The sequence below is a fragment of the Streptomyces sp. NPDC005878 genome, from assembly GCF_040629815.1.
In the GTDB taxonomy this organism is placed as follows: domain Bacteria; phylum Actinomycetota; class Actinomycetes; order Streptomycetales; family Streptomycetaceae; genus Streptomyces.
Genome location: NZ_JBEXWK010000001.1, coordinates 43,859 through 69,285, shown reverse-complemented (window position 1 = coordinate 69,285; position 25,427 = coordinate 43,859). Strand labels below are relative to the sequence as shown.

The 25,427-nt window shown below is 73.2% G+C and carries 24 protein-coding genes; 13 read left to right on the top strand and 11 right to left on the bottom strand.

All coding sequences use genetic code 11. The annotated features are described in order from the left end of the window. Positions 1-309 precede the first annotated feature (309 nt). A complete protein-coding gene (locus tag ABZ404_RS00345) occupies positions 310-1,125 on the bottom strand; it encodes a hypothetical protein (protein WP_358837444.1) in 816 nt (271 codons plus the stop codon). A 380-nt stretch (positions 1,126-1,505) separates the two neighbouring features. On the opposite strand from ABZ404_RS00345, the gene ABZ404_RS00340 reads away from it, so the two are divergent. Continuing rightward, on the top strand, positions 1,506-2,498 hold the full coding sequence (locus ABZ404_RS00340) for an alpha/beta hydrolase-fold protein (protein ID WP_358837443.1): 993 nt from the start codon (positions 1,506-1,508) through the stop codon (positions 2,496-2,498). Positions 2,499-2,724: 226 nt separating this feature from the next. After that, entirely contained in the window at positions 2,725-3,102 is a 378-nt protein-coding gene (locus tag ABZ404_RS00335; RefSeq protein WP_358837442.1) for an ATP-binding protein, read from the top strand. 264 nt (positions 3,103-3,366) lie between these two features. Here ABZ404_RS00335 and ABZ404_RS00330 read toward each other — a convergent pair whose 3' ends face one another. The 3 genes from ABZ404_RS00330 to ABZ404_RS00320 form a co-directional block, all read right to left on the bottom strand. After that, positions 3,367-4,203, bottom strand: a complete 837-nt coding sequence (locus ABZ404_RS00330) for a SigB/SigF/SigG family RNA polymerase sigma factor (protein ID WP_358837922.1) — start codon at positions 4,201-4,203, stop codon at positions 3,367-3,369. A 455-nt stretch (positions 4,204-4,658) separates the two neighbouring features. Continuing rightward, on the bottom strand, positions 4,659-5,468 hold the full coding sequence (locus ABZ404_RS00325) for a DUF1206 domain-containing protein (RefSeq protein ID WP_358837904.1): 810 nt from the start codon (positions 5,466-5,468) through the stop codon (positions 4,659-4,661). A 360-nt stretch (positions 5,469-5,828) separates the two neighbouring features. Beyond that, positions 5,829-6,662, bottom strand: coding sequence for an NAD(P)H-binding protein (locus ABZ404_RS00320; protein ID WP_358989920.1), 834 nt, complete (start codon positions 6,660-6,662; stop codon positions 5,829-5,831). 140 nt (positions 6,663-6,802) lie between these two features. Between ABZ404_RS00320 and ABZ404_RS00315 the strand changes: the two genes are divergently transcribed. The 4 genes from ABZ404_RS00315 (at position 6,803) to ABZ404_RS00300 (ending at position 9,975) form a co-directional block, all read left to right on the top strand. After that, the gene (locus tag ABZ404_RS00315) at positions 6,803-7,009 is read left to right on the top strand and encodes a DUF1918 domain-containing protein (RefSeq protein WP_358831627.1); all 207 of its coding nucleotides are present in this window, start codon (positions 6,803-6,805) and stop codon (positions 7,007-7,009) included. A 442-nt stretch (positions 7,010-7,451) separates the two neighbouring features. Next, a complete protein-coding gene (locus tag ABZ404_RS00310) occupies positions 7,452-7,979 on the top strand; it encodes a hypothetical protein (RefSeq protein ID WP_358831628.1) in 528 nt (175 codons plus the stop codon). A gap of 111 nt (positions 7,980-8,090) precedes the next feature. Next, positions 8,091-9,428, top strand: a complete 1,338-nt coding sequence (locus tag ABZ404_RS00305; RefSeq protein WP_358989917.1) for an MFS transporter — start codon at positions 8,091-8,093, stop codon at positions 9,426-9,428. Further along, positions 9,421-9,975: a GNAT family N-acetyltransferase gene (locus ABZ404_RS00300; protein WP_358836857.1), complete on the top strand. Its 555-nt coding sequence runs from the start codon at positions 9,421-9,423 to the stop codon at positions 9,973-9,975. Before ABZ404_RS00305 ends, ABZ404_RS00300 begins: the two co-directional genes overlap by 8 nt. Positions 9,976-9,990: 15 nt before the next feature. Here ABZ404_RS00300 and ABZ404_RS00295 read toward each other — a convergent pair whose 3' ends face one another. The 4 genes from ABZ404_RS00295 to ABZ404_RS00280 form a co-directional block, all read right to left on the bottom strand. Continuing rightward, a complete protein-coding gene (locus ABZ404_RS00295; protein ID WP_358836856.1) occupies positions 9,991-10,770 on the bottom strand; it encodes a VOC family protein in 780 nt (259 codons plus the stop codon). Between the two features lie 213 nt (positions 10,771-10,983). Then, positions 10,984-11,484 (bottom strand): VanZ family protein, encoded by a 501-nt coding sequence (locus tag ABZ404_RS00290; protein WP_358989914.1) that lies wholly within the window; start codon positions 11,482-11,484, stop codon positions 10,984-10,986. Between the two features lie 122 nt (positions 11,485-11,606). After that, positions 11,607-12,488: a diacylglycerol kinase family protein gene (locus tag ABZ404_RS00285; RefSeq protein WP_358989911.1), complete on the bottom strand. Its 882-nt coding sequence runs from the start codon at positions 12,486-12,488 to the stop codon at positions 11,607-11,609. Between the two features lie 62 nt (positions 12,489-12,550). Then, a complete protein-coding gene (locus ABZ404_RS00280) occupies positions 12,551-14,167 on the bottom strand; it encodes an FAD-binding oxidoreductase (RefSeq protein ID WP_358837693.1) in 1,617 nt (538 codons plus the stop codon). Positions 14,168-14,265: 98 nt separating this feature from the next. Between ABZ404_RS00280 and ABZ404_RS00275 the strand changes: the two genes are divergently transcribed. The 3 genes from ABZ404_RS00275 (at position 14,266) to ABZ404_RS00265 (ending at position 17,792) form a co-directional block, all read left to right on the top strand. After that, on the top strand, positions 14,266-14,865 hold the full coding sequence (locus tag ABZ404_RS00275; protein ID WP_358837692.1) for a TetR/AcrR family transcriptional regulator: 600 nt from the start codon (positions 14,266-14,268) through the stop codon (positions 14,863-14,865). Then, a complete protein-coding gene (locus ABZ404_RS00270) occupies positions 14,862-16,445 on the top strand; it encodes a glycerol-3-phosphate dehydrogenase/oxidase (protein WP_358989908.1) in 1,584 nt (527 codons plus the stop codon). Before ABZ404_RS00275 ends, ABZ404_RS00270 begins: the two co-directional genes overlap by 4 nt. Positions 16,446-16,610: 165 nt before the next feature. Then, entirely contained in the window at positions 16,611-17,792 is a 1,182-nt protein-coding gene (locus ABZ404_RS00265; protein ID WP_358837507.1) for a serine hydrolase domain-containing protein, read from the top strand. A gap of 31 nt (positions 17,793-17,823) precedes the next feature. Here the strand turns inward: ABZ404_RS00265 and ABZ404_RS00260 are convergent, their stop codons facing one another. Next, positions 17,824-19,056 (bottom strand): transposase, encoded by a 1,233-nt coding sequence (locus ABZ404_RS00260; RefSeq protein WP_358837508.1) that lies wholly within the window; start codon positions 19,054-19,056, stop codon positions 17,824-17,826. 528 nt (positions 19,057-19,584) lie between these two features. Next, positions 19,585-20,421, bottom strand: coding sequence for an AfsR/SARP family transcriptional regulator (locus ABZ404_RS00255; protein ID WP_358837539.1), 837 nt, complete (start codon positions 20,419-20,421; stop codon positions 19,585-19,587). A 216-nt stretch (positions 20,422-20,637) separates the two neighbouring features. Between ABZ404_RS00255 and ABZ404_RS00250 the strand changes: the two genes are divergently transcribed. The 3 genes from ABZ404_RS00250 to ABZ404_RS00240 all read left to right on the top strand — a co-directional run bounded on the left by ABZ404_RS00250 (position 20,638) and on the right by ABZ404_RS00240 (position 23,518). Beyond that, positions 20,638-21,375 (top strand): SDR family NAD(P)-dependent oxidoreductase, encoded by a 738-nt coding sequence (locus ABZ404_RS00250; protein ID WP_358837538.1) that lies wholly within the window; start codon positions 20,638-20,640, stop codon positions 21,373-21,375. A 96-nt stretch (positions 21,376-21,471) separates the two neighbouring features. Then, positions 21,472-22,416 (top strand): zinc-binding dehydrogenase, encoded by a 945-nt coding sequence (locus ABZ404_RS00245; protein WP_358837537.1) that lies wholly within the window; start codon positions 21,472-21,474, stop codon positions 22,414-22,416. Between the two features lie 142 nt (positions 22,417-22,558). After that, on the top strand, positions 22,559-23,518 hold the full coding sequence (locus tag ABZ404_RS00240) for an MBL fold metallo-hydrolase (protein ID WP_358989906.1): 960 nt from the start codon (positions 22,559-22,561) through the stop codon (positions 23,516-23,518). Between the two features lie 65 nt (positions 23,519-23,583). On the opposite strand, the gene ABZ404_RS00235 is transcribed toward ABZ404_RS00240, so the two are convergent. After that, complete coding sequence (locus ABZ404_RS00235) at positions 23,584-24,126, bottom strand: flavin reductase family protein (protein WP_358989903.1); 543 nt, start codon at positions 24,124-24,126, stop codon at positions 23,584-23,586. A gap of 192 nt (positions 24,127-24,318) precedes the next feature. Between ABZ404_RS00235 and ABZ404_RS00230 the strand changes: the two genes are divergently transcribed. Then, positions 24,319-25,392, top strand: coding sequence for a phosphotransferase family protein (locus ABZ404_RS00230; RefSeq protein WP_358835389.1), 1,074 nt, complete (start codon positions 24,319-24,321; stop codon positions 25,390-25,392). The last annotated feature ends 35 nt before the right edge of the window (positions 25,393-25,427 follow it).

Below are 25,427 nucleotides of genomic sequence, written 5' to 3'. Positions count from 1 at the left end.
CGGGGCCTCCACCGACTGCTTCTCCACGGTGGGAGACGGACGGGGGAGTGGCGGATAACGAAAACCGCGGAGGTTCTTTCCTCCCGCTGCGGCTCGACTTCCCGGCCGGAGCCGACGAGGGGTGGATAGGGGCACGGGCTCGGGACTCGGGGCACGGGGCTCGGCGGACAGGGTGCTGTCCGCCGGGCTCTGCGTGGCTGATGCCGTACGGCGGGAAAGTCGTCGGCCCGGGAAGGTCGTAGACCCGGGGAAGGCCGTCGACCCGGGGGAAGGTCGTCGACCCGATCCGACCCCGGTGGACGAGGAGTGTCAGGCCTTCACGGGGACGGCGTCGGCGGTGGGTGTACCGGCCGTCCCGGTGGTGCCCTTGTCGGGAGCGGTGTAGAAGACGGAGCCCTGCTTGCGCTCGCGCTCCAACTCGCCCTTGGCAACGAGTGCTTCGAGGGTGTTGCGGACCACCTGGGGGCTGGTGGCGCGGTCCGGGTGGGCGGTGGTCAGCTCGGTGAGGATGTCGGCGACCGTACGCGGCTCCTGGTGACCGGCGAAGAGGCCGAGGACGACTTCCCGCAGGGTGGGGCCGGAGGTCTCCGCCTTGCCCCGGGAAGCGGTCTTCGCCGGAGCGGTGTTCTTGCGGAGGGTGCGGGCGGGCTTCGCCGCGGACTTGACCGCCGACTTGGCCGGGGACTTGACCGTGGCCGTGACCTCGGAGGTGACCTCGGTCTTCTTGGAGCGGGGGGTGGGCACCTTGGCCGGGGCGGCCGTCTTCACCGACTTGCCGGAGGCGCTCTTCGACGTCGCGGTCTTCGTCGTCGCGGTCTTCGCGGTGACGACCTTCGCGGTGTCGGCCTTGCCGGCCTTCGGGGTGTCGGCCTTCGGGGTGGCGTTCTTCGCGGGGGTGCGCTGGACGGCGGTGGCCGTCCTGCCCGCCGCGGCGGCGGCACCGGTGAGGGTGTGGTGCATGGTCTGGAGCAGACCGTGGTCCCGCTCCAGGGCTTCGAGCCGGCCCTTGAGGGCGTCGAGTTCGGCGCGGATACGTGACTGGTCCTGCTGGTTGGCTTCCAGATCGGCGGTGACCCGCGCCGCGTACTGGTCCTTGAGTGTGGTGGTGTCCGGCTCGTCCGCCATGGGATGTCGCTTTCCTCGTGCTGAATGATGCCGCCGGATGCCGGCCCTTGCTGCGGGCACAGCACAGGCGAGTAGGCAAAAGATACACACCTTACCCAAACAACCGCAGCCCGTCTGATTCGCCTGCACACTAAAGAGTTGATGAGAGAAACCCCCATATCCCCCTGGAACCCGGTGCGGTGGCCGCCGTCGACGTCGTCCACGGACACGGGTGAGTGGGATCACAGGGTGTTCCGGGGAACGCCGAGGGCCCCGGGCGCATCTGTTCGCCCGGAACGGGGATTTCGATCGGCGTGTGTGCGGAGGTACGGCGCGGGTGGCCCTTTCCCGTCCGGTGCCGTCCTGCGCGGCGCACCGCCCATCGAATTCGGAGTTGGTGTATGAAGCGCCCGTCCACGGCACCGGTTGCGGTGCTCGCTCTCTGCTCGGCCCTGCTGGTCGCCGGGTGTTCCGAAGGCAGCGACCCGGTGAGCTTCGGCGACCAGGCCGCGAAGCCGGCGAGCCGCAGCCGGGCGCCCGGGAACAGCAAGGTGCAGTTGCCGACCAATCCGCGCGAGTGGAGTGTGCAGCGGGAACTCGCCGACGGCACCAAGGTGGTGCGCACGACGCTGAAGGGCCGGAAGTCGGGCTTCGAGGGGAAGGTGTGGGCGTGGGCCCCGAAGCAGTACTTCGAGGAGAAGTACAAGAACAGCGCCTTTCCGGTACTGATCGCACTCCCCGGCAGCAACGGGTATCCCACCAACTACTGGTACGGCGCCGACCTCAAGCTCCAGGAAACCATCGCGGAACAGGCGCGGCGGGGCAGGAGCCTGCCGTTCGTGGTGGTCATGCCGGTGCTGAACGCGGACAAGAAGAACTACTACGACGGCAGTGACATACCCGGCCAGCCGAAGATGGGCACCTGGATGTCGGACGACGTCCCGGACCTGGTGCGGGAGAACTTCCGTACGTTCAAGGATCCCCGGGGCTGGGGTTTCTTCGGGTCCTCCTCCGGTGGCTATGTCGGGATGAAGATGATGCTGCAATACCCCCGCCGGTTCGGCGCCGCGATCGCCGGCGGCCCCGACACCCGCCCGGACTCCCCGCTGTGGAAGGGCCACGAGAAGGAGCAGCAGGCCAACAACCCGGAGCAGCTCGCCCAGGATCTGATCAACAAGGGCGGCCCCACGGTGAACCTCTCGATCATGCTGGGCACCAAGGAATCGGGCCAGGCCAAGGTGAAGGACTTCCTCGCCAAGTACGGCAAGGGACCGGTCAGAACGAATCTGTATATGATCCAGAACGGTCACCACAGCGGACGGCAGTACGCGAAGTCCCTCGGCGACGGTCCTCTGGAGTGGATCAGCAAGCGGATGCTGGCACCGTCCTCATAACGGCCGCCGCCTTGTCACGCCGGTGTGACGGGCATCACGAGCATGATCCCGGTACCTCAGGGCACCTGGAACCCAAGGCCCCGTCGCGTCCCCCGTCGCGACGGGGCCGCCCCTGGCGAGAGCGAGGGGATTGACGTGTGGGAACCCTGGGCAGGTGCGCAGGGGCTAGTGCGGGCGGTTGCGCATGCAGGACGGGGGCAGTGACGTGAGTGAGGAAACGGCTCCGATGTGGAGGACCGGTCTGGTACCGGTCGACGCCGCGGAGGCGCGCAGGCGTGTGACGGACCTGCTGGGCGCCGCGCTGGAGCGGCCGTCGACGCAGGCCCCCGAGGTCGCGGACGCTCTCCTGGTGACTTCGGAGCTGGTGACGAACGCGCTGCGGCACGCCGGCGGTGTGACCGCCTTCGAGGCGATGGCGGACCGGGTGGGGCTGCGGCTGGTGGTCGAGGACGCGAGCGACGCGCTTCCCACCACGAAGGAGCCCACCGCGGACTTCACCCCCGGCGGTTACGGCTGGCCGATGATCTGTCGCCTGGCGACCAGCGTCACCGTGAGCCTGCTGCCTGCCGGAGGCAAGCGCATCCAGGTCTTCCTGCCGCTGTGAGCGGCGCTTCAGGCGCCCTGCCGAGGTGGTTCCCTCTGCTCTTCCCCGGTGACTTGTCATGGGCGGTGACCTCCACGGGCCCGGTGCCGCCGCCCTCTTCCTTTCCCGAGCGATTCTCTCCGTGAGTGCTGGTGCTCCGAGCGACGCGGGCACAGGCGCGAGCGAGCCGGTGCCAGGACGCTGGTGTGCGTCCTGACGCCGGCTCGCTCGCGCTATGACGTTCTTACGTCGGTGAAGGACTACGGCGCCGGGGCGCCGGCCGGCTCATTCCGCGACGACGCCCATACCGGTGCGGAGCTTGGTGAGGATCCGGCGCAGGATGCGGGACACCTGCATCTGCGAGACACCGAGCGTCTCACCGATCTCCGCCTGGGTGCGCTCCTCCACGAACCGCAGATGCACGACGAACCGCTCGCGCTCGGTCAGGGTGTCCATCGCGGGTGCGAGGGCCTGGAAGTCCTCGACCAGTTCCATGGCCGGGTCCTCCCAGCCGATGATGTCGGCGAGCGCCGCCTCACCCTCCTCCTCGTTGCCGGACAGGGCGGCGTCGAGGGACGAGGAGTGGTAGCCGTTGGCGGCCAGCTGGGCCTCCAGGACCTCTTCCTCGCTGATGTCCATCAGGGCGGCCAGTTCCTTGACCGTGGGGGAGCGGTCGAGACGGCTCTCCAGCTCGGCCCGCGCCTTCCCCAGCTCCGTCCGGCGCTCCTGGAGGCGGCGCGGAACGTGCACGGCCCAGGTGGTGTCGCGGAAGAAGCGCTTCATCTCGCCGACGACGTACGGCACGGCGAACGTGGCGAACTGCGTCTCGCGCGACAGCTCGAACCGGTCGATCGCCTTGATCAGACCGATCATGCCCACCTGGACGACGTCCTCGATCTCGTCCGCGTACTGGCGGAACCGCCGGGCAGCGAAGCGCACGAGCGACATGTTCATCTCAATAAGCGTGTTGCGCGCGTACTGGTAGGCGGGCGTGCCCTCCTCCAGAACCGCGAGCTGCTCGAAGAAGAGGCGCGACAGCTCCCGTGCGTCCCGCGGCGCGAGCTTGTCGGGGCACTCCACCAGGGGCAGCTCGGGCGCCACCTGGCTCCGCGGACCCGCCATGGTGCTGACCTCGACCGTCGTCATGATCTCTCCCTCGATCGACCTGTACAAGCTTCCAACGCGTACCAACGCGAGGAGCGTGTACCCGCGAACCCACATCCCACACGGTGAATTTTCGATCCGATGGGAATCCCGTTCAGAGCGGCGCCCCCCGCGGGGAAGATCATGACCATGGTCTCACGCGAGCCACGCCGTGCGGAGGCTGTGGAACCCGGGGGAGGACCTGCGCGCGGACGAGGCGGCGCTCGTGGCCCGCCGCGCCGCGCGGGCGGCCGGGTCCACGACCTCGACCGGGCGGCCGCGGCGGTGGCGGCCCGCCCCGACGGCGATCGCGCGCTGTACGACTTCGGCTACGCGTATGTCGAGAGCGGCCTGTCGCTCCTCGCCGTAGGCGCCTCGCGCGCGGTGCCGACCCGCAAAGTGCGCCCGAGCCCCGCTCGGCGCGGTCCGTCGGCTCAGAACTTGCGCCAGCGGGCCATCGCGAAGGAGAACAGCCCGAAGAGCACCAGGCCCGCGGCCACCGCCATCAGCAGCCACGGCCCGACGGGGGTGTGGGTGAAGGAGCGCAGGGTGTCGTCCATGCCCTTGGCCCGGTTCGGGTCGAAGCCGACCGCCGCCCACAGGGCGAAGCCGCCCGCGGTGGTGAAGACGGCGCCCCGCGCGATCCCGCCGGCCACGCCCGTGCAGTCCACCAGTCGGCGGGTGCGCTCCGACATCTCGTCCAGCCGCATCCGGTCGTGGTACTTGCGCAGCGCGGCGCGGGCCGCGATCCACACCCCGACCCCGATCGCGACGACCCCGGCCGCGCCGACCATCCAGCGCCCGCCCGGCAGGTCGAGCAGCCGGGCCGTGACGTCCTGGGACGCGCGGTCGCTGGAGCCGCCCTCGCTCCGGCGGTCGCCGAGCGCGTACGTCGAGACGGTGTACGCGACGAAACCGTAGAAGACACAGCGCGCCGCGGAGAGCAGACGCTTGCGCGCCTTGCGTCCGTCGGTCCCGGCGGCCCCGAAGACCGCCTCCGACAGGCGCCACAGCGCCATACCGGCGAGCGCCACCGCCAGCGCCCACAGGACGAACGTCCCCATGGGCCGCTGCCCTATCTCCGCGAGCGCCCCCTCCCGGTCGGCCTGCCGGCCGCGGTCGCTGCCCGTGGCCACCCGGGCGGCCAGCAGCCCCACCAGCATGTAGATGACGCCCCGCGCCACGAACCCGGCCCGCGCGGCGCCCTCCACCACCGGACCCCGCGCCGCCCGCCGCGCCCGCATCCGACCGGACCCCGCCACCGTTCCCACCTCCACGGCCCACCTCCCGAAGTGCGGGTGCCCCGGGCCGCGCCGGACAACCCCGCCTGGCCCCGGACAACCGCGGGGTGTGCCGCGAGACGGTGAGGACGGTGGAAGGGGGCCGGCACCAGGACTCCGCCGCCTCGCCGCGTTCTCGCTCCAAGGCTTCGCCCGTCGGCCGCAGGCGCAGGGCAGTGAGCGGCAGGAGAGGTACGGACAGGATGGCCGCGCCGACGAGTGCCGCGCCCTCGCCGGTGCCGAGCCTGCCGTCGTCGACGCCGACGGTGGTGATGGCGACGACGAGGGGCGGACAGGTGGCGCGGTACCTGCGGCCCGCCGCCGTCAGATGAACCTCGCCGCGTGGTCGGCCGCCCATCGCGCGAACGGCAGCGGGGGCCGGCCCAGCACCCGGCGCGCGGTCCCGGTCGCCGGGGAGCCGCCCCGGGCGGCGGCGGTGAGGAACTGCACGATCGAGGCCGCCTCGGGCGACCCGAACCGCGCGAACTCGCGTCGTGCCCGCGCCTCGCTGAGCTCCTCGACGCGGATGCGCCGGCCCGCGGCCTCGCCGATCAGCTCCACCTGGCGGCGCTGCGACAGCAGCTCGCCACCCGTGAGCAGATCGCTGAGCCCGGTCGCGGGGACCCCGGTCAGCGCCGCGACGGCGGTGGCCGCCACATCGCGCTCATGGATGGGCGCCGTCACCGCGTCCGGGTGCAGGAGCCGGACCACCCCCTCGGTATGGATCGAGGACGACCAGGTCAGCGCGTTGTTGGCGAGCACGAGCGGCCGGATGGGGGTCCAGCGCACCCCCGAGGCGGCCAGTGCCGCCTCCATCGCCCGGTGCTCCTCGGCGATCGCGTTGCCGTGGGCGTACGGCAGGAGGACGCTCCCGGAGGAGAGGGCCACCACGTGCTCGACGCCCGCGGTGCGGGCGGCCGCCGCGAAGTCCGCCATGCCCGCCCCGGTCGCGTACACGAACACCTGGCGTACGCCCCGGAGCGCGGCCGCAAGCGTCGAGGGCCTGTCGAGGTCGGCCGCGACCACCGGCACCCCGGGCGGCAGGTCCGCCCTCCGCGGGTCGCGTGCCGAGGCCCGGACCGGCTCGCCCAGGGCGAGGAGCTGGTCGAGCACCTGCCGTCCGACGCTGCCGCGTGCTCCGATCACCAGGGTGGTCATCCGCGTCCTCCTCGGTCGGGAGCAGTTTGGGCGGAGATTTCCGACAGGGCAAGGAGGCAAGAACGGGTTTATCAGGGCCATAGGTCATAAACGGTCATAAAATGCAGGTACCGACCAGTCCGCTTCCGAGGGAGGCCTCGATGCGAGCGACCGAGGGTGACCAGCTGGTGCAGCACGGCAGGGTCGTGGGCCAGCACGACCGAACGGGCGAGATCGTCCAGATCCTGGGGGAGGGCGGCACACCGCCCTACCGGGTCCGCTTCCCCGACGGACATGAGTCGATCATGTCGCCGGGCCCCGACTGCGCGGTGCGGTCGGCGGACGAGCGGAGGGAGGGGCACCGGTAGGAGGGGTTCCGGCAGAAGAGGCCGTCGGCCCGTGCCCCGAGGGGGGGGGAGGCCGTCCTGAAATGGCCTACGGACACGCCCACTTGACACTTTTTCTGGTGCGCCCTTTCCCTGCTCACGGGAACCTTTCCCTGCGCGAGCCTGTCCTCCATGGGAAGGTGTCGATCTCCCCGGAGTGACGGGTGGGGCACCAGGGGTGGACGAGTGAAGGGGGCACGCCGGTGGGCGGGGAGCGTGGGGTCGATCTGAGCGGCAGCGGGGCGGAGCCGCTCGCGCCGGACGACCCTCGACGGATCGGCTCGTTCCCGCTCGTCGGAAGGCTCGGTTCCGGAGGGATGGGGCGCGTGTACCGCCCGGCACGCGCAGCCGTGGGTCAACGGCGGGGTGGCCTCGTGAGGCCGCGGGCGCATCGGGGGGAGCGCGCGGGGGAAGGGTCCCGGGCGTGACCGACTCCGCCCTCTGGATCTCGTCGCTGACCGCGGGCACGGCGGTGCTCGCCAGCTGGGTCACCAGCCGCGGTACGGCCCGCGCGGCCCAGATCCAGGCCGCCGCTGCCGAACGGACCCAGCGCACCCTCCGCGTCGGCGAGGCGCGTCGGTCGGCGTACGTGAGCCTGATCGAGCAGGCGCACAAGATGGCGGAGCTGTACTGGACGGTGTCGGACATCCACAAGTCGGGCGGCACGCACGCCGAACAGCTGCCCGCGCTGCGGGAGGTGCAGGCCAGTCTGCGGGTGGAGTACGGCAGGCTCCGCCACTTCATCTGGGTGATCAACCTGGAGGGTCCGGACAACGTGGCCGCCGCCGCCGAGAGGCTCCGGCTCGCGACGCGCCCTCCGCACCGGGCACTTGGGGCGTCGATCGGGGGCGAGCCGGACGCCGCGGCGCACTTCGACCAGTGCTACGACCCGTTCTGGGAGTCGGTCCTGGCCTTCGTCTCCGCCGCCCGCACGGCGGTCCACGACCTGTGAGGCGCCGCGCGGCCCGCGGTGTCGTGGCGCCGCCGCACGGGGGGCCCGAGTCCTGCGGGGCGCACGGAAATTGAGGGGACCCGGTGTGCGCACCCGTACTACCCTCCCCGGATGCCTGAACTCATCGGTGACGAGTCCGTGTCGGCCCGTTCGCGTTCCCTGTGGCGTGACCGTGACTTCGGTGTCTTCTGGGCCACGCAGACCCTCTCCGTCGTCGGTGACTCGTTCGCCCTGGTCGCGCTCCCGCTCCTGGTGCTGCACGCGACCGGCTCCGTCGCGCAGATGGGGTTGCTGACGGGCGCGGCGGGAGTGGCCGCGGTCGGCACGGGGGTGTTCGCCGGGGTCGTGGTCGACCGGCTGGACCGCAGGAAACTGCTCATCGCGTCCGACCTGGTGCGGCTGGTGCTGTACGCGCTGATCCCGGTGGCCTGGGCGTTCGGCCCGCGGATCTGGCTCCTGTACGTGGTCCTCCCGCTGGCCGAGGCCGTCGTCATGTTCTTCTCCGTCACCTACGTCACCGTCGTCCGGTCCCTCGTACCGGGCGACCGCATCACCGAGGCCAACGGGCGGCTGAACGCCACGGCCGCGGCGGCCGGTGTCGTCGGGCCGCTGCTCGCGGGGGTCGTGGCGGCCTGGCTGGGCCCGGCGGCGGCCGTCGCGGTGGACGCGGCGAGCTTCGGGGTGTCGGCCGCCTGCCTGACCTTCGTACGGTTCACCGGGCGCGCCGGGTCCGGCGACGCGGGGGTGCGGGAGCGGCGGCGCGAGCCGATCGGCAAGGAGCTGGCCGCCGGGGTGTCGTTCCTGCGGAGCCATCCGGTGCTGCGCAGCCTGACGATCCTGCTGTCCGTCTTCAGCTTCCTGACGCTCGGCCTCAACGACCTGATCATCTATCACCTCAAGCACGATCTGGAGCAGGGCGACGGCGCGGTCGGCACCGTCTTCGCGGTCGGCGCGCTGGGCACGGTCGCCGGGGCGCTGTTCGTCGCCCCGATCCGCCACCGGCTCGGCTTCGGTGTGACCTGGACCGGCGGGGTCGCGGTCTGCGGGCTCGCCCTGGCGGCGGTGGGGTCGGCCGGGAGCGTGGCGGGGATCGCGGCCCTGACCGCCGTATTCCTCGGCTGTGTGAGCGTGTCGGGGACCTGCTCGATGTCGCTGCGGCAGGAGGTGACCCCGGACCATCTGCTCGGCCGGGTCACCTCGGCCTTCTGGACCATCCACTACTCGGCGGCGCCCATCGGCGCGGCCGTGCTCACCTGGGCCGCGCAGCGGTACGGCACGGGCCCGGTGTGCTTCCTCGCCGGGGTGTGCTGTCTGCTCGTCGCGGTCCTCGCGCTGTTCACCCCGGTCCGCGCGCGCCGCCCCGAGCAGGCGGGAACGGCCGCGGCCGGGCCCGTCCCGAGCGGCCCTGGCCAGGAGCCGGCCCGTAGTGGATCATGTCGAGATGACTGATGGCCCCCATTCCCCGTCGCCCGCCCCGCTGTTCTCGCCGTCCGCCGTGGAGCGGCTGGCTGGTTACACCCCGGCGGACCAGCGCGAGATCCTGGGTGACGGCGCCGACCCGTTCGGGGTCGCTCACACCGGCCTGACCTGGCTGCCCAAGGAGGACCACTTCGGCATACGCCACGAGGGCCGCCTGGTGGCGCACGCGGGACTGCTGCCGCTGCGGATGTCGATCGGCGGTGCCACCACACCGGTGATGGGCGTCGGCGGGGTGGCGGTCGCCCCCGGTCTGCGCGGACACGGCCTGGCGCGGCTGGTCGTGGGCGCGGCGCTGGACCACGCGCGCACCAGGGGGCCGCGGCACGCGCTCCTGTTCTGCCGGCCGCCGCTCGCCGCCTTCTACGAACGCCTTGGCTGGCGCGCCCTGGACCGGCCCGTCGAGGTGGAGCAGCCCGTGGGACCCGTCGTCATGCCCCTGCGGACCATGTGGACACCGCTGCACGACGACGAGCCCTGGCCCGACGGCCCGGTGCGGCTGCTCTCGTACCCGATGTGAGGACCGGGGGCGGAGTCAGCCGTGCTGGGGAGCGGGCTTGAGGATGGCGAAGGGCGCGCCGTGGGGGTCGGACAGCCAGGCGATCCGCCCGACGCCCGGCACGTCGGCCGGGGGCATGAGCACCGAGCCGCCGCGCTCCCGCGCCCGGCCGGTGGTGGCATCCGCGTCGGCCACCGCGAAGTACGGGATCCACCGCGGCTCCATGCCCTCCTGGGCCGTGGCGACGCCGCCGAACGTGGCGTCCTGCTGGTCGCCCTCGGCGGTGGAGAGCACGGTGTAGGTCATGCCCGGCGCCTCCATCTCCTGGGAGCGCCAGCCGAACAGCGAGCGGTAGAAGGAGAGCGCGGCCGGTACGTCCCTGGCGTGCAGCTCGGCCCAGCACAGCGCGTCCTCCTGGGACGTCTGCTCCAGGCCCCGGGTGGCGGCGGGCTGCCAGACGGAGAACTCGGCGCCGCCCGGGTCGGTCAGGCACGCCATCCGGCCCACGTCCATGACGTCGAAGGGCTCCGCCCGTACCGTCCCGCCGGCCTGCTCGACCGCCTTCGCGGTGGCGTCCGCGTCCGGGGTCAGGAAGTACACCGTCCAGGCCGGCTGCGCGCCCTCCTCGGTGAGCGGGCCCAGCGCGGCGACGGTTCTGCCGCCCTTCTGGAAGAAGCCGTAGCCGCCGGCGTCGGGGCCGGCCGACTGGAAGTCCCAACGGAAGACACCGCTGTAGAAATCGGCGGAGGCGGCTGTGTCGGGGCTGCCCAGGTCGAGCCAGTTGGGTGCGCCGGTGACGAAGTCGGTACTGAGCATGGGTGCGTGCCTGCCTCTCGCGGATCCGGCCGTACGGGCGGGGGAGTCCGCGGCCGGGCCGGTGTCCTCCCGGGACGAACCAGCCCCTATCGGATCGTAGTGACAGGGCCGCGCGTCGGGCACGCGGAAGGGCGGAACGGGTGACGGCCCCGGGGAGCGGCCCCGAACGGACACGGGGCGGACGGGCCGCGCGCCCGTACGGGGCCGCGCCGCTCAACGGCGCGGTGCCGCGGCCCGCCGCTCGCCGAAGTGCCACGGGCGGCGCGTGCGGACCGGCTTCTCGTCCTCCTGCCGCGGCTCCCCGAGGTGGTGGAAGCCGCGCCCCATCCGGCGGCCCAGCAGCAGATAGCCGAGCAGCGCCCCGGTGGTGTTGAGGATGACGTCGTCCACGTCGAAGGCGCGCCCCTCGACGAGCGCCCCCTGCACCAGCTCGACGAAGACCATCACGGCGACCGTGTACAGCAGGACGCGCACCGCCCGCAGCCGCCGGCGCACCAGCACCGGCAGGATCAGCCCGAAGGGCACGCCCAGCAGCAGGTTGCCGCCGACCTGCCGGCAGGCGGCGAGGAAGGTGTAGTCGTCGGCGTACTCGCGCAGCGAGTGCCCCGGCCGCAGGTTGGCTCCCGCGATGTCCCGTGAGGCGGGCGAGGGGGTCAGGGTCAGCTCGGCGAGCACGACGGAGAAGGCCACCAGCGCCGCGAACGCCACCAGCATGATCAGGACCCGAACTGCCGTGACCCGCCTGTCCGTTCGTGTCTGTGCCCGATCGGCTCGAGTGGTCATGCCGAGCGGATTCCCCGTAACGCGGACGGTACGCCCCGGCGTGCGGGCACGCCTCACGCGAGCAGGGTGAGGGCTCCCGGCAGGACGCGCGCGGTGACCGGCAGGACGGCCTCGACCTCGCCGTCCGCCCCGTACGGCAGCGGTCGGTCCGCCTCGATGCGCACCTCGCGCCCGCGCAGGACCTCCACCTGCGGGCGGCGGACGTGGCTGCCGTCCTCCAGCTCCCGCATGACGGTGAAGAACAGCCGGCGGGGCGAGTCGTGGAGGATGACCACGTCCAGCAGCCCGTCGTCGACGGCCGCGCCCGGCGCGATGTGCCGGCCGAAACCGTAGTACCCGGAGTTGGCGGCGACGACGGTGTAGCCGCTGCGCTCGTGGACCGTGCCGTCGATGGTCACGCGGTAGTGGGCGGTGCGCCAGCCGGCCACCGCGCGAAGTCCGCCCATGTAGTACGAGGCGGCGCCGCGCAGCAGCCGCGAGGCGTTGGCGTGGCGGTTGGCCACCGCGTCGACCCCGGCGTAGACGCTGCCGAGGACGGCGATCCTGTCGTGCGCGGCCGACTCGACCTCGATGGCGTCGACCTTCCTCGGCTCGCCGCGCAGCAGGATCCCGGCCAGCGCGGCGGGCTCGGAGGGCAGTCCGAGGGCGCGGGCGAAGTCGTTGCCGCGCCCGGCCGGCACGATGCCCACCAGGGCGTCCGTTCCGGCCAGGGCCCCCGCCACGCATCCCGCCATGCCGTCGCCGCCGACCCCGAGCACCACCCGGCCCTGCTCGGCGGCCCGGCGGGCGAGGGTGCGCGCGTGGTCGAGGCCGCGGCTGTACTCGACCTCCAGCCCGGCTCCTCCTTCGCGCAGCAGCCGGGCCAGCGGGATCAGGGCGGCGGCGCCCTGCGACCCGCCCGCGGTGGGGTTGACGACGGCCGTGAACTGTCGCATGGCTACGCTCCGATGGGCGACGACGGTGTGCTTGCGGGCGGGGGAGTGGGAGGCCGCGCGCCTCAGCGGGCGGGCAGCGGCGGCAGGAGGATGCCGGGGTTGAGGATGCCGGCCGGGTCGAGCCGGTCCTTGACCGCGTGCAGCACCTCGACGCCGAGCGGGCCGATCTCCCGCGCGTACCAGTCGCGGTGGTCGGTGCCGACGCCGTGGTGGTGGCTGATGGTGCCGCCCGCGGCGAGGATGGCGTCGTTGGCGGCCCGCTTGGCCGGGGCCCAGTGCGCCACCGCGTCCTCGCCCTGGGCGCTGACCACCGTGAAGTACAGGGAGGCGCCCGCCGGGTAGACGTGCGAGACGTGGCACATCACCAGCGGCGGGGTGCCCGCCTCGGTGAGGGTGGTGGTCAGGGCGGTGCGCACGGCCTCGTAGAGGGCCGGGATGTCCGACCAGAACGCGGCAGTCTCCAGCGTCTCGGCGAACGCGCCCGCGTCCAGGAGCGCGTCACGCAGATAGGGCGCGTTGTAGCGGCCGTGGGCCCAGCCGGTGCCGGGGTCCTCGCCGAGCGGTTCGCCCCGCGCCGCGCCCAGGGCCGCGTGCACGCGCGTCCTGCGGTGGGCGACCTCCTCGGCGGTGCCCTCGTACCCGACGATCGCCAGGCAGCCGGCGTCGGAGGAGAGGCCGCCGCCGATGGCGTCCGGCTTGGCCAGGCCGATCATGGTCTCGGTCTCGTCGGAGAGCCGCAGCACGGTGGGCAGCGGTCCGTCCTGGGCGAGGGTGCGCAGGGCGGCCCGGCCCTCGGCGAAGGACGCGAAGCGCCAGCCCTCGTAGATTTTCGTCGCGGCCGTGGGGTGGATCCGTACGGTCACCGAGGTGATGACGCCGAACGCCCCCTCGGAGCCGAGGACGAGCTGGCGCAGATCCGGTCCGGCCGCCGAGCGCGGGGCCCGGCCGAGGTCCAGGGTGCCGCGCGGGGTGGCCACCTGGAGAGCCGTCACCATGTCGTCGAAGCGCCCGAAGCCTGCCGAGGCCTGGCCGCTGGAGCGGGCGGCCGCGAACCCGCCGACCGTCGCCCACTCGAAGGACTGGGGGAAGTGGCCGAGCGTGTAGCCCCGTTCGGCGAGCAGCGCCTCCACCTCGGGGCCGCGCAGGCCGGGTTGGAGGGTGGCGGTGCGCGAGACCTCGTCGAGATCGAGCAGGCGGTTCATGCGGCGCAGGTCGAGCGCGACGAACGCGGTGTGTCCACCGTCGCCGCCGGGGGCCCGGGGGGCCAGTCCGCCCACGACGGAGGTGCCGCCGCCGAAGGGGACGACGGCCACGCGGTGCTCGGTGCAGGCCGCGAGGGCGGCCAGGACCTCGTCGTGGTCCGCGGGAAGCACCACGGCGTCGGGTGCGTCGGTGACCTCGCCGGAGCGGATGCGCAGCAGGTCGGGGGTGGACTTGCCGCGGGTGTGGCGCACCCGCGTCTCGTCGTCGCCGCGGACGTGCGCCTCGCCGACCGCCGCGTGGAGAGCGGCCCTGGCCGCGTCGGTCAGCCGGGAGGGGCCGGGGGCGACGGCCGCCAGCTCCTTCGCCGGGGCCTCGGCCGGGCGTACGCCCAGCAGGTCCCGCAGCAGACCCGTCACGTCCTCGGGCAGGGGCGCCGCCTTGGCCGGATCGCCCCAGCCGCTCCACAGCATGTCCACCGAACCCACCTGATCACCCGCTTCGTCGCGCAGTTGTTCCGGTCCCACGGCGTGGGGGGCGGCTTGCCGTCGCCCGTTCCGTCGTTACACTGTGACAGATGAAGCCCATTCGTCACAACCGTCGGGACGACGAGGCGGTGCTCGACGCCGCCCGGGACTGCGTGCTCGCCGTCGGCGTCCGCCGGACGACCCTCACCGACGTCGCACGCCGGGCCGGGGTCTCCCGGATGACCCTGTACCGGCGCTGGCCCGATGTGCGCACCCTGGTGGGCGACGTCATGACACGGGAGTGGGTGTCGGTCACCCTCGGGGACGCCCCGCGCACCGACACCACCCGCCCCGTGCGGGAGCAGCTGGTCGAGGGGCTCGTGACGGGGCTGCGCGCCTTCCGGGAGCACCCCCTGCTCCGCAAGATCCTCGACGTCGACCCGGAACTGCTGCTGCCGTACCTCTTCGACCGGCGCGGCGCCAGCCAGGACGCGCTGCTCGCCTTCGTCCAGGAGGCGCTCGAACAGGGGCACGCCGACGGATCCGTCCGCGCGGACCATCCGCTGCGCCAGGCCCGGTCGCTCTTTCTGGTGATGCAGTCCTTCGCGCTCTCGCTCCAGACCATGACCGACGCGGCGGACCCCGACCTCGCCGACGAAGCGTTCTACGACGAGCTCCGGCACATCCTCGAGAGGACCCTCGCCCCATGAGCCGTACCGAACCCCGCTCGGACTCCTTCTCCCTCACCGCCGCCCGCCGCTCCCGCGACCTCGACCGTCTCGCCGCCGGGACGACCGTCGACGTCCTGGTCATCGGCCTCGGCGCGACCGGCGCCGGAGCCGCTCTCGACGCCGCCTCGCGCGGTCTGTCGGTCGCCGCGATCGACGCGTACGACCTGGCGTTCGGCACCTCCCGCTGGAGCTCCAAACTCATCCACGGCGGACTGCGCTACCTCGCCTCCGGACAGCTCGGCGTCGCCCACGAGAGCGCGGTGGAGCGCGGGGTGCTGATGGAGCGCACCGCCCCCCACCTGGTGCGCGCGCAGCCGTTCGTGCTGCCGCTCACCTCGCTGACCTCGCGGCGCAACGCGGCGCTCGCCCAGGCCGGGCTGCGCGCCGGTGACCTGCTGCGCGTCTCGGCGGGCACCGCGCGGCGCACCCTGCCCGGCCCGCGCCGCCTCTCGGCCGTCGAGACCCTGCGCACCGCGCCAGGACTGCGCCCGCACGGCCTGTACGGAGGGCTGCTCTCCTGGGACGGCCAACTGGCCGACGACGCCCGGCTGGTGACCGCCATCGCCCGCACGGCCGCGGGCCACGGCGCGCGCATCCTCACCCGCACCCGCGCCCTGTCCGTCAGCGGCTCGGGCGCCCTGGTCCGCGACGAACTGACCGGGCAGGAGCTGACCATCCGGGCCCGGGCCGTCGTCAACGCCACCGGTGTCTGGGCGGACCACCTGGTCGACGGCGTGAAACTGCGCCCCTCGCGCGGCACCCACCTGGTCCTGCGCGGCACCACCCTGCCCGGACTGACCGCCGGACTGCACATCCCCGTCCCCGGCGAGAGCAGCCGTTTCGTGCTGGTGCTGCCGCAGGGCGACGGCCGGGTGTACGTGGGGCTCACCGACGAGCCGGTCGACGGACCGCTCGAAGACGAACCCACACCCCCCGAGTCCGACATCGGCTTCCTGCTCGACATCCTCAACACCGCCCTGGACACCCCCGTCCACCGCGACGACGTAGTGGGCGCCTTCGCCGGGTTGCGACCGCTCCTCGACGACGCCCCGGGCGACACGACGGGCGGCCGCACCTCCGACATCTCGCGGCGGCACGCGGTGCTGACGTCGGGCGAGGGCGTCGTCACCATCGTCGGCGGCAAGCTGACCACCTACCGGCGCATGGCCCAGGACGCCCTCGACGCCGCCCTGGCCGCCCGGGGCATGGAGGCCGCGCCCTGCCGCACCGCACGGCTGCCCCTGGTCGGCGCCGCGGCTCCCGCCGAGCTCGCCGCCCTGCCCGTACCGCGCGGGCTGCTGGCCCGGTACGGCACCGAGGCCACCGCCCTGCACGCGCTCGGCGAGGCCGACCCCCGGATGCGGGAGCCGGTGGCCGAGGGTGTGGAGACCACCCGGGCCGAACTGTGGTGGGCGGTCCGGCACGAGGGCGCGCTCGACGCGTCCGACCTGCTGGACCGGCGCACCCGTGTCGGCCTGGTGCCCGCCGACCGGGCCGCCGCACTCGACGCGGCGCGCGAGGCGCTGGACGCGGCGGCGCAGGAGCCCGCCGGGTCCTGAGCCGGCCCCGGGAGGTCTCCGCTCGGGCCCGGGGATGCCGGGCGTGGGCGGCCCTGGGCCGGATGGAGCAGCGCGAAGGCGTGCGGCGGTCCGGCGTCTGATGCTGGGTCAGGGGGGACGGGCGAGCCGGACCCGGCCGCCGCCATGCCTTCAGGAGGTACCCACGTGGTCGCACACCCGCCCGGACGCCGCGCCCGGCTGCCGCTGGCCGTAGCCGCTCTCCTCGCCGCCGCGTCGGCCGGCGCGCTCGTCCGGCCCGCCCAGGCCGCGCAGACACCTCCCGCCCCGCACGACCGTACGCTCCAACGGGACCTGGACCGGCTCGTGGGCGCGTCCGGCGGACCGCCCGGAGTCATCGCGGTCCTCACCCGGGGCGACCGGACCGAGGTCTACCGGGCCGGGGTCGCGGACGTCCGCACCGGGCAGCCGCCCCGCCCCACCGACCACATGCGGATCGCCAGCATCGCCAAGGCGTTCAGCGGGGCCGTGGCTCTGCGCCTCGTCGACCAGGGCCGGCTCACCCTGGAGACCACCCTCGGCAGCCGCCTGCCGGAGCTGCCCGCCGCCTGGCACCGGGTCACCCTGCGCCAACTGCTCCACCACACCAGCGGACTCCCCGACTTCACCGCCTCGCCCGACTTCCGGGCGATCCTGACCGAGGACCCCCACCACGTCTTCGACTCGCGCCGACTGCTGGAGTTCGCCGCCGGGGAGCCGCTCGCCTTCCGGCCGGGCACCCGCTACCAGTACTCCAACTCCGACAACATCGCCGTCGCCCTCCTGGCCGAGGCGGCGACGGGCCGCCGCTACGAGGACCTGCTCAAGCGCCTCGTGTACCGGCCGCTGGGCCTGGAGCACACCAGCCTGCCCCACGGCCACCGGCTGCCCCGCCCCGCCCTGCACGGCTACGCGGTCGACCCGCCCGCCCCGCCCGAGGACGTCACCGAACTCTTCGACACCTCGGGCGTCTGGGCGTCCGGCGCCGTCGTGTCCACCCCGAAGGACCTCGGCCGCTTCATCCGCGGCTACGCCGGAGGCGGCCTCTTCTCCGCGCACACCCGCAAGGAGCAGCTGAGGTTCCTGCCCGGCGCCGCCTCCGAACCGGCGGGCCCGGGCGTCAACTCGGCCGGACTCGCCCTGTTCCGTTACGCCACCCGCTGCGGTGTGCTCTACGGCCACACCGGCAACACCGCCGGATACACCCAGCTGGCCGCCGCGACACCGGACGGCAAAAAGTCCCTCACCTTCTCGATCACCACCCAGACCAGCAAGAGCCTCAAGCCCGCCCTCCTGAACCACCTGCGCAAGGTCCAGGAGGACTTCGCGTGCGCCCTGCTGCGCCACTGAGGAGCCGGTCACGCCACGGGCCGACGGCCGGTCAGTCCTGACGCCCCCGCTCCGCCTCCCTCGGCCCCGGCTCGTCCCCGTCCAGCACCGACACCGCGTGCGCCGCCGACGCCAGCGTCACATGGCGGTGCCAGCCCGCGTACGAGCGGCCGGTGAAGTCCCGGATGCCCAGACGGTCGGTGGTCTCGCGGAAGTCGTGGTCGGCGCGCCGGACGAGCCGGGTCAGCCGCATCAGGGTGGGCAGCCGGGTCTCCGTCATATCGGTGAGCCACAACTCCACGGGACCCTGCCGACGGCCCTCCGCCACGCCCAGGAGGACCAGTTCGCCGGGCCCCGCCACCTGCTGGACGGCGGGGGAGGGACGGACGCGGATCTTGGTGGTGAGGTGTGTCGGCCCCCCGCTCCCGAGGTCGCGTCCCGGCAGCGGGGCCGGGCGCATCCGGTCCCGGGCGGCGGTCATGATCTGCACGGCCTGCCGGAGCTCCGGGGTGCGCCCGTGCGGCGCCGGGTCGGTCACGGTGAGCCGGACCGCTCCGCCGACCCGGGCGAGGAAGGGCACGCCCGCGGCCCGGAACGCGGCGACGGTGGAGGCCAGGTCCATGTGCCGGGCGTCCAGCACGACCGGGCGCCGCGGCAGCCCCCAGTCGCTCGCCGTCTCCACGGCCGCCTCCACCGCCCAGTCGCCCAGGGTGCGGTCGCCCAGGTCGTCGGGGATGGACGCCTGGCGGCGCCGGATACGGTCGTCGAGCCAGGAGGACGACAGGTGCAGCCGCCAGTTGAGGGGCACGCTCATGCGCTCGTTGGCGGACCACACCCCCACCGCCTGCTGGGCGTTGACGAGCTGGCCCAGCTCGGAGACGAACTGGCGGTCCACCCCGACGGAGTTCTCCCCGGTCTTCGGGATGACCATGGGTCGCACCACGTACGCCAACGGCGGGTCCAGGCGGGTGATGTGGCGGGCCAGGGAGCGCCGCACCGGGACCCAGTCCCAGGTCGAGTCGCTCACGAAGTGGTGCAGGCTCTGCTCGGTGGCCGAACCACCCAGCAGGGCCGCCATGTTGCGGATGGAGCGGCGTCCCTCGGCTCCGAGGAGACCGCGCAGATACGCGAGGCCCCGCAGCCGTTGGTCGCTGCGGCGCAGGGAGGCGAACAGTACGGTGCTCACCTCGGTGAGCACCCGCTCGTCCCAGCCCGCGGGTGCGGCGCGTTGGTGGCAGTCGTCGTCCGGCGGACAGTTCTCCAGTGTCTGTGCAGCGGCATTCATCGAGTCCCCCGTGGACTTTGGAATGAGTGGGAGGAAGGTCCGCGCGGTGCGGCGAACCACTTGATTCCGGCTCCAACGATGCTCTTGGCGCGCTCGCGTGCCAAGGGTGAGGGGACACCCTCTGACCACCCCTGGACGGGGGGTGACCCCCCTTCCGCCGCTTCCAATCTCGTGGCCTCCGCTTCCTGCCGGAGACACATGTCACACGTGGCGTTCCGAGGTGGTGGCGGACACCACGGGAAACGGCACGGCCCGGTAAAGGACCGGCCGGCCGGCTCCTTCCGTGCGGTGAAGTCCCTGGTGAGGGGCGGTGTCACAGTGCTGGTTGGGCGCGGGGGAGGTGTGGTCCGGCCACACAGGACACACCGCGAAGGAGGGCCGGTGGAGGTTTCACCATCGCTGCCGGCCGCGGACCGCGGCGCGCGGCCCCGGGCCGTACCCGTCGGGGGGGCAACACCCGGCGCGGACGTCGAAACGCCCGGCCGCGAAGACCATGGGGTCTTCGCGGCCGGGCGTTTGTGGCGGGAGTCAGGCCGAGCGGGCTCCGCTGTGGGCCAGCAGGTCGAGCGAGAGCAGCGGGACGGTCTCGCTGGGGGCGTCGATCACCGGATCGCAGGCCAGCACCGCCTGATGGAGGCGGTTCATCCGGGGGGACGGTTCGAGCCCCAGCTCGTCGCCGAGCATCCTGCGCAGGCGCTGGACGACCTCCAGCGCCTGGGTGCGCCGGCCGGAACGGCTCAGCGCCAGCATGAACTGGGCGTGCAGGTTCTCGTGCGTCGGATAGAGCGCGCACAGGGCGCTCAGTTCACCCAGAAGGTCATGGTGCCTGCCGAGCCGGAGATCCGCGTCGATACGTTGTTCCTGGACGCTGATCCGTGTTTCCTCCAGACCCGCCAGATGAATACGCAATACGGATCCGGCCTGGACGTCGGAGAGCGCCGAACCCTGCCACAGACCCAGTGCGGCGGAAAGCAGTTCGGAGGCCACGGCATCGTTTCTGCCGAGTTCGGACCGGCCCTCGCGTACCAGTTCGTGAAAGCGCTCCACGTCGAGTCCGCCGGGATGCACGGTGAGCAGATATCCGCCGTCCCGGGTCTGCAGCAATTCACGCGCCGCCTTGAGGCTGCCGATACGCGGCACACGCTTCAGGATGCGCCTGAGCTGGAGGACGTACGACTGGAGCGTGGAAAGCCCGGTATCCGGAGGGCTTTCTCCCCATAGTTCCTCGATACATGTGCCGACCGTGACGACCTGATTGGCGTTGAAGACGAGCAGCGCGAGGAGCTGACGCTGCTTGGGTGCCGTGGGGGCGTAATCCTGACCGTTTTCCCGCACGCGCAGCGAACCGAGCACCGAGAATTCCATGACGACCTCTCGTTGGTTCTTCCGGCTTGGCGAAACCGTCGGCAACCGGCGGCCCCGTTGTTCAGCGAGACTATCCCCGGGGCCCGCCAGGCTCTCCCAGGAGAGTTCAGGATCCGTCAACTCGCGCCATCGCGGCCCCCCATCGGGAGTTCAGTCAGCCTCCCTCGGGATTCCGTACCGTCGGAGCCCGTCGACACGATCCCCGAGGAGGCACACGTGCGACTCGCAGGGAAGGTCGCCATCGTCACCGGTGGCACCAAAGGCCTGGGGTATGCGATCGCCCAGGCATACGCCAAGGAAGGGTGCCGCGTCGTCTGCGCCGCCCGCGAGCCCGACGAGGGGCGCGAACTGCCGCCGGTGGGCGAGGGCGACCTCGCCTACCACCCCGTCGACGTCCGCGACCCGGACTCGGTGGAGGCGCTGATGCGCGGCACCTACGAGGCGTACGGCCGCCTCGACGTCCTGGTGGCCGGCGCGGGCGTCAGCCGGGCCGGTCCCGCCGAGGGGCTGGACGCCGCGCACTGGACGGACGTCATCTCCACCAACCTCAACGGTACGTTCCTGTCCGTGCGTTCGGCGCTTCCGTACCTGGTGCGCGACGGCGGGGGCCGCGTCATCACCCTGTCGTCGGCGCTGGCGACCCGGGTGGCCCCGGGCTCGTCGGCGTACGCGGCGTCGAAGGCGGGGATCGAGATGCTCACCCGCGTCGTCGCCGTCGAGCTGGCGGGCAAACCCATCACGGTGAACTGCCTGAGCCCGGGCTTCATCGACGAGGGCATGGGGCGCCAGCTCGCCCGCAACGAAGCCGTCTGGGACTACTACCGCGGCAAGATCGCGGCCGGGCGCGCCGGACGGGCCGACGAGGTCGCCGACGCCGCGCTCTTCCTCGCCGACGACGGCTCCGACTACGTCAACGGCCATGTCCTGGAGGTCAACGGCGGACTGAGGTGGTGACCCGCGGGTGCCCCCGCCACGACCTCGTACCCCCATCCTCTACGGCATCCCGGCAGCGATCCCCTCTCACCGAAGGAGAACGGCACTCATGTCCCCATGGACCCGAGCGAAGTGGGCGGGGGCCTCGTGAAGGCACTCGTCTGCGGTGACCCCGCCCTGCGCCTCGACTCGGTCGCCGAGCCCGAACCACGCCCCGACCAGGCCCTCGTGGAGGTGCGCGCCATCGCCGTCAACCGCGGTGAGCTCGCCCTGATGGGACAGCTCCCGCCCGGCTCCCGGCTCGGCTGGGACGTGGCGGGCACGGTCCTGCGCGCCGCCGCCGACGGCAGCGGACCGGCCGCCGGCACCCGGGTCACCGCGCTCGCCGAACGCGACGGCTGGGCCGAGCGGATAGCCCTGACGCCCTCCCGGCTGGCCCCCGTGCCCGCGGATCTGGACTGGCCCGCCGCCGCCGCCCTGCCGGTGGCCGGACTGACCGCGCTGTACGCCCTTGAGTACGCCGGTCCGCTGCTCGGCAGGTCCGTGCTGGTCACCGGCGCGGGCGGGGGAGTGGGCCGGATGCTGGTGCAGCTCGCCGCCGCGGCCGGCGCCGAGGTGACCGCCCAGGTCGGCTCCCCGGGCCGCGCGGAGGGCCTGCGGGCGCTGGGCGCGCACACCGTCGAGACGTACGAGGAGGGGGCCACCGATGGTGTGGTGGACGTCCTCGTCGACAGCGTCGGCGGCCAGGTGCTCACCGGCGCCTTCGGCCGCGTACGGCCGGGCGGCACGGTCGTCTGCTACGGCAACACCGTGCGCGAGGAGCTGCGGCTGCCGCTGGACTGGGGCCATGCGCGCCCCGGACTGCGGATCGCCTACCTCCACCTCTTCGACGAGGTGACCCGGCGCGACGTCGGCCGTGACCTCGCCTCGCTGGTAAGGCTGGTGGCGCGGGGGCGGCTCACACCCGAGGTCGCGGCGGTCGGCTCCTGGAACGACCCCCAGCCGGCCCTCGACGCGCTGCGCCGGCGGCAGGCCAACGGCAAGGTCGTCCTCACCCTCTGAGGCCGCACCTCCCGGGCCCGGCGGTGTGTGCGGACCGCCGGGCCCTTCCGGCTGCCCCGGCCCCTCCGGCGACACCCCTCCTCCAGCCGCCGGGCATCGGCGCACCTGCCGCCCTCCAGGGGCCGCGGCCACCGTGGACGGCATGAGCCTGCCATCCACGACACCCCACGACAGCCGCCCCTCCCGGGTCCCGCCGCCCCGCGTGGAGGAGGTGGCCGACCGGATCTACGCCTACGTCCAGCCCGACGGGGGCTGGTGCCTGAACAACGCCGGGATCCTCGCCGGCCCCCACGCGGTGGCCCTCGTCGACACCGCGGCCACCGAGGCCAGGGCCCGCGCGCTGCGCGCCGCCGCCCTCGAACGCGGCGGCGCCGAGCCGCGGACCGTCCTGAACACCCATCACCACGGCGACCACACCTTCGGCAACGCCGTCGCCGCCCCGCACGCCACCGTCATCGCCCACACCCGCACCCGCGCCGAGATGGCCGAGAAGGGCGAGGGCCTCAAACACGTCTGGCCCGCCACCCCCTGGGGCGACCTCGGCGACCTCGCCCGCTCCCTGCCGATGGTGACCTTCGAGGACCGGCTGACGGTGTACGTCGACGAGCTGGCCGTCGAGCTGATGTACGTGGGCCCCGCGCACTCCGGCAACGACGTGGTGGTGTGGGTGCCGGAGCACCGGGTGCTGTTCGCGGGCGACGTCCTGATGCCCGGCTGCACACCGTTCCTGCTGGCGGGCTCGGTCCTGGGCTCCCTGGAGGCGATCTCCCGGCTGCGGGCGCTGGGGCCGCGGACCGTCGTGGGCGGGCACGGGCCGGTCGCCGGGCCCGAGGCGCTGGACGAGGCCGAGGCGTATCTGCGCTGGCTCCAGAAGGTCGCCGCCCAGGGGATCGACGCGGGACTCACCCCGTTCGAGGCCGCTCGCGACACCCCGCTCGGCGCGTACGCGGAGCTGCGCGACCCGGAGCGGCTGGTGGCCAACCTGCACCGCGCCTACTCCGAGGCGCTCGGCCGGCCGGTGGACACCCAGATCCGCTCGGCGCCGGTGATGGGCGAGATGGCCCGGCTGGGCGGCGGTGACGTCCTGGCCTGTCTGGCCTGAGCGTACGCATACGGTCGCGCCCCGCCGGTCCGGCCGGCGGGGCGGAAACCGTACGCGTACGGTTGCTAGCCGCGCCCGGCCGTGCCCTCGCCGGAGGGGGCGACGGTGTGCAGGGCGCCCCGGTGGAACACCAGCGGCGGGCGCGCCGCGTCCACCCCCAGGCCCACCACCTCGGCGACGGCGAAGAAGTGGTCGCCGAGCCGCTGGACCTGGCGGACCAGACAGTCCAGCCACGCGGTGGTTCCCGGCAGCACCGGATTGCCGTGCGGCGACTCCCACCACGTCAGACCCGCGAACTTGCCCGCAGTGTCACCGGAGCCGCCGCTCTTGGCGAAGCGGGCGCACAGCTCCTGCTGGTCGTGGGCGAGGATGTTGACGGTGAAGGAACCCGCCTCGCTCATCGGCGGCCAGCTGACGGACTTCTCGTCGATGAAGATCCCCACGAGCGGCGGCTCCAGCGACACCGACACGAACGACCCCACCACGAGTCCGGCGGGCCCGGCCGCCGTCGCGGCGGTGACCACGGTGACGGGACTCGGAACGTGGCCGAGTATGTGCCGGAACAGCTGCGGCTCCACGAACGCCCCCACAGGCGGTGCCCAGGACATGTCGACCTCCCCAATGGTGTACTGCGGTCAACGGCCATGCTGGCGGCCCCGGTTGGGGAACCGGTCTCAGCCGGATGCAGCGCCGCCGATGAGCCCGTCGGGCGACCTCCGGCCGCGCCGTGATCCTCCATCCGGTCCCCATCGGCCCCCTCGACGATGGGGAACACCCGTATATGGATGGAGGAGCCGGCCATGCCCGTGCCCCAGCAACGTGACCCGGAACTCACCCGGAAACATCTGACGACCTGGCTCGCCGAACGGCTGCCGCGGGCGACGGACCTCCAGGTCCGCGTCGAGGTGCCCGAGGGCCTCGGCTTCTCCCACGAGACGCTGCTGGTCGACACCAAGTGGGGCCCGGCGGGCGCCGAGCGGCACCGCCGCCTGGTCGTCCGGGTGGCCCCCACCCGCTACCGGGTGATGCCGGGCTCCCGGCTCGACGAGGAGTACCGCGTCCTGGACGCGCTGCGCGGCACAGATGTGCCGGTGCCCGGCGTCCTCGGCTTCGAACCCGACCCGGGGCTGCTCGGCGCGCCCTTCTACGCCATGGACCGCGTCGAGGGCTGGGTCCCGCCGGACCTGCCCTCGTACCACCGCGACGGCGGACCGGTGGCCGCGCTCGACGAGGCCGGCCGCGCGGCGGTGTGGTGGGGCGGGGTCGAGGCACTGCACCGCGTCCACCGCCTCGACGTGGGTGCCCTCGGCCTCGACGACCTGCGCGGTTCGGCCCACGGACCGTACGGGCTCGGCGCCCAACTCGACTACTACGAAGCCCATATGGACCACTTCGGTGGCGCGGACAGCGTCCCGGTTCGGGAGGCACTGGCCCTGCTGCGGGACGGGTTGCCGCCCGAGCCGGAGCGGCCCAGCCTGCTGTGGGGCGACGCGCGCCTGGGCAACCTGATGTTCTCCGGGGTGACCCCCGTGGCCGTACTGGACTGGGAGATGACCTTCCTGGGCCCCGGCGAGGCCGACCTCGGCTGGTACCTCTACCTCGACCGCCACCTCAGCGAGGGCGTCGGCGCGCCCCGGCTGCCCGGGCTGCCCGGGCGCGCGGAGACCATCCGCCGCTACGAGGAGCTCGCCGGGCGGCCCGTCGCGGCGCACCTGGACTGGTACGAGGTGTTCGCGGGCTTCCGGTTCGCCCTGATCGCCGCCCGGGTCGGCCGGCTCCTGGTCGAGCACGGCCTGGTCGCCGCCGAGGCGGACGTCCCGCTCGCCCGCAACGCCGCCAACCTGCTGGCCCGCACCCTGCGCCCGCTGGGCTGAGCCCCGCCCCACCCACTCCGCACCTGTTTTCCGAT

Bases quoted from the DNA above. Each gene is read 5' to 3' on its own strand.
- ABZ404_RS00345 (WP_358837444.1), bottom strand. From the start codon at position 1,125: ATGGCGGACGAGCCGGACACCACCACACTCAAGGACCAGTACGCGGCG.
- ABZ404_RS00340 (WP_358837443.1), top strand. From the start codon at position 1,506: ATGAAGCGCCCGTCCACGGCACCGGTTGCGGTGCTCGCTCTCTGCTCG.
- ABZ404_RS00335 (WP_358837442.1), top strand. From the start codon at position 2,725: ATGTGGAGGACCGGTCTGGTACCGGTCGACGCCGCGGAGGCGCGCAGG.
- ABZ404_RS00330 (WP_358837922.1), bottom strand. From the start codon at position 4,203: ATGGCGGGTCCGCGGAGCCAGGTGGCGCCCGAGCTGCCCCTGGTGGAG.
- ABZ404_RS00325 (WP_358837904.1), bottom strand. From the start codon at position 5,468: ATGCGGGCGCGGCGGGCGGCGCGGGGTCCGGTGGTGGAGGGCGCCGCG.
- ABZ404_RS00320 (WP_358989920.1), bottom strand. From the start codon at position 6,662: ATGACCACCCTGGTGATCGGAGCACGCGGCAGCGTCGGACGGCAGGTG.
- ABZ404_RS00315 (WP_358831627.1), top strand. From the start codon at position 6,803: ATGCGAGCGACCGAGGGTGACCAGCTGGTGCAGCACGGCAGGGTCGTG.
- ABZ404_RS00305 (WP_358989917.1), top strand. From the start codon at position 8,091: ATGCCTGAACTCATCGGTGACGAGTCCGTGTCGGCCCGTTCGCGTTCC.
- ABZ404_RS00300 (WP_358836857.1), top strand. From the start codon at position 9,421: ATGACTGATGGCCCCCATTCCCCGTCGCCCGCCCCGCTGTTCTCGCCG.
- ABZ404_RS00295 (WP_358836856.1), bottom strand. From the start codon at position 10,770: ATGCTCAGTACCGACTTCGTCACCGGCGCACCCAACTGGCTCGACCTG.
- ABZ404_RS00290 (WP_358989914.1), bottom strand. From the start codon at position 11,484: ATGCTGGTGGCGTTCGCGGCGCTGGTGGCCTTCTCCGTCGTGCTCGCC.
- ABZ404_RS00285 (WP_358989911.1), bottom strand. From the start codon at position 12,488: ATGCGACAGTTCACGGCCGTCGTCAACCCCACCGCGGGCGGGTCGCAG.
- ABZ404_RS00275 (WP_358837692.1), top strand. From the start codon at position 14,266: ATGAAGCCCATTCGTCACAACCGTCGGGACGACGAGGCGGTGCTCGAC.
- ABZ404_RS00270 (WP_358989908.1), top strand. From the start codon at position 14,862: ATGAGCCGTACCGAACCCCGCTCGGACTCCTTCTCCCTCACCGCCGCC.
- ABZ404_RS00260 (WP_358837508.1), bottom strand. From the start codon at position 19,056: ATGAATGCCGCTGCACAGACACTGGAGAACTGTCCGCCGGACGACGAC.
- ABZ404_RS00255 (WP_358837539.1), bottom strand. From the start codon at position 20,421: ATGGAATTCTCGGTGCTCGGTTCGCTGCGCGTGCGGGAAAACGGTCAG.
- ABZ404_RS00245 (WP_358837537.1), top strand. From the start codon at position 21,472: ATGGACCCGAGCGAAGTGGGCGGGGGCCTCGTGAAGGCACTCGTCTGC.
- ABZ404_RS00240 (WP_358989906.1), top strand. From the start codon at position 22,559: ATGAGCCTGCCATCCACGACACCCCACGACAGCCGCCCCTCCCGGGTC.
- ABZ404_RS00235 (WP_358989903.1), bottom strand. From the start codon at position 24,126: ATGTCCTGGGCACCGCCTGTGGGGGCGTTCGTGGAGCCGCAGCTGTTC.
- ABZ404_RS00230 (WP_358835389.1), top strand. From the start codon at position 24,319: ATGCCCGTGCCCCAGCAACGTGACCCGGAACTCACCCGGAAACATCTG.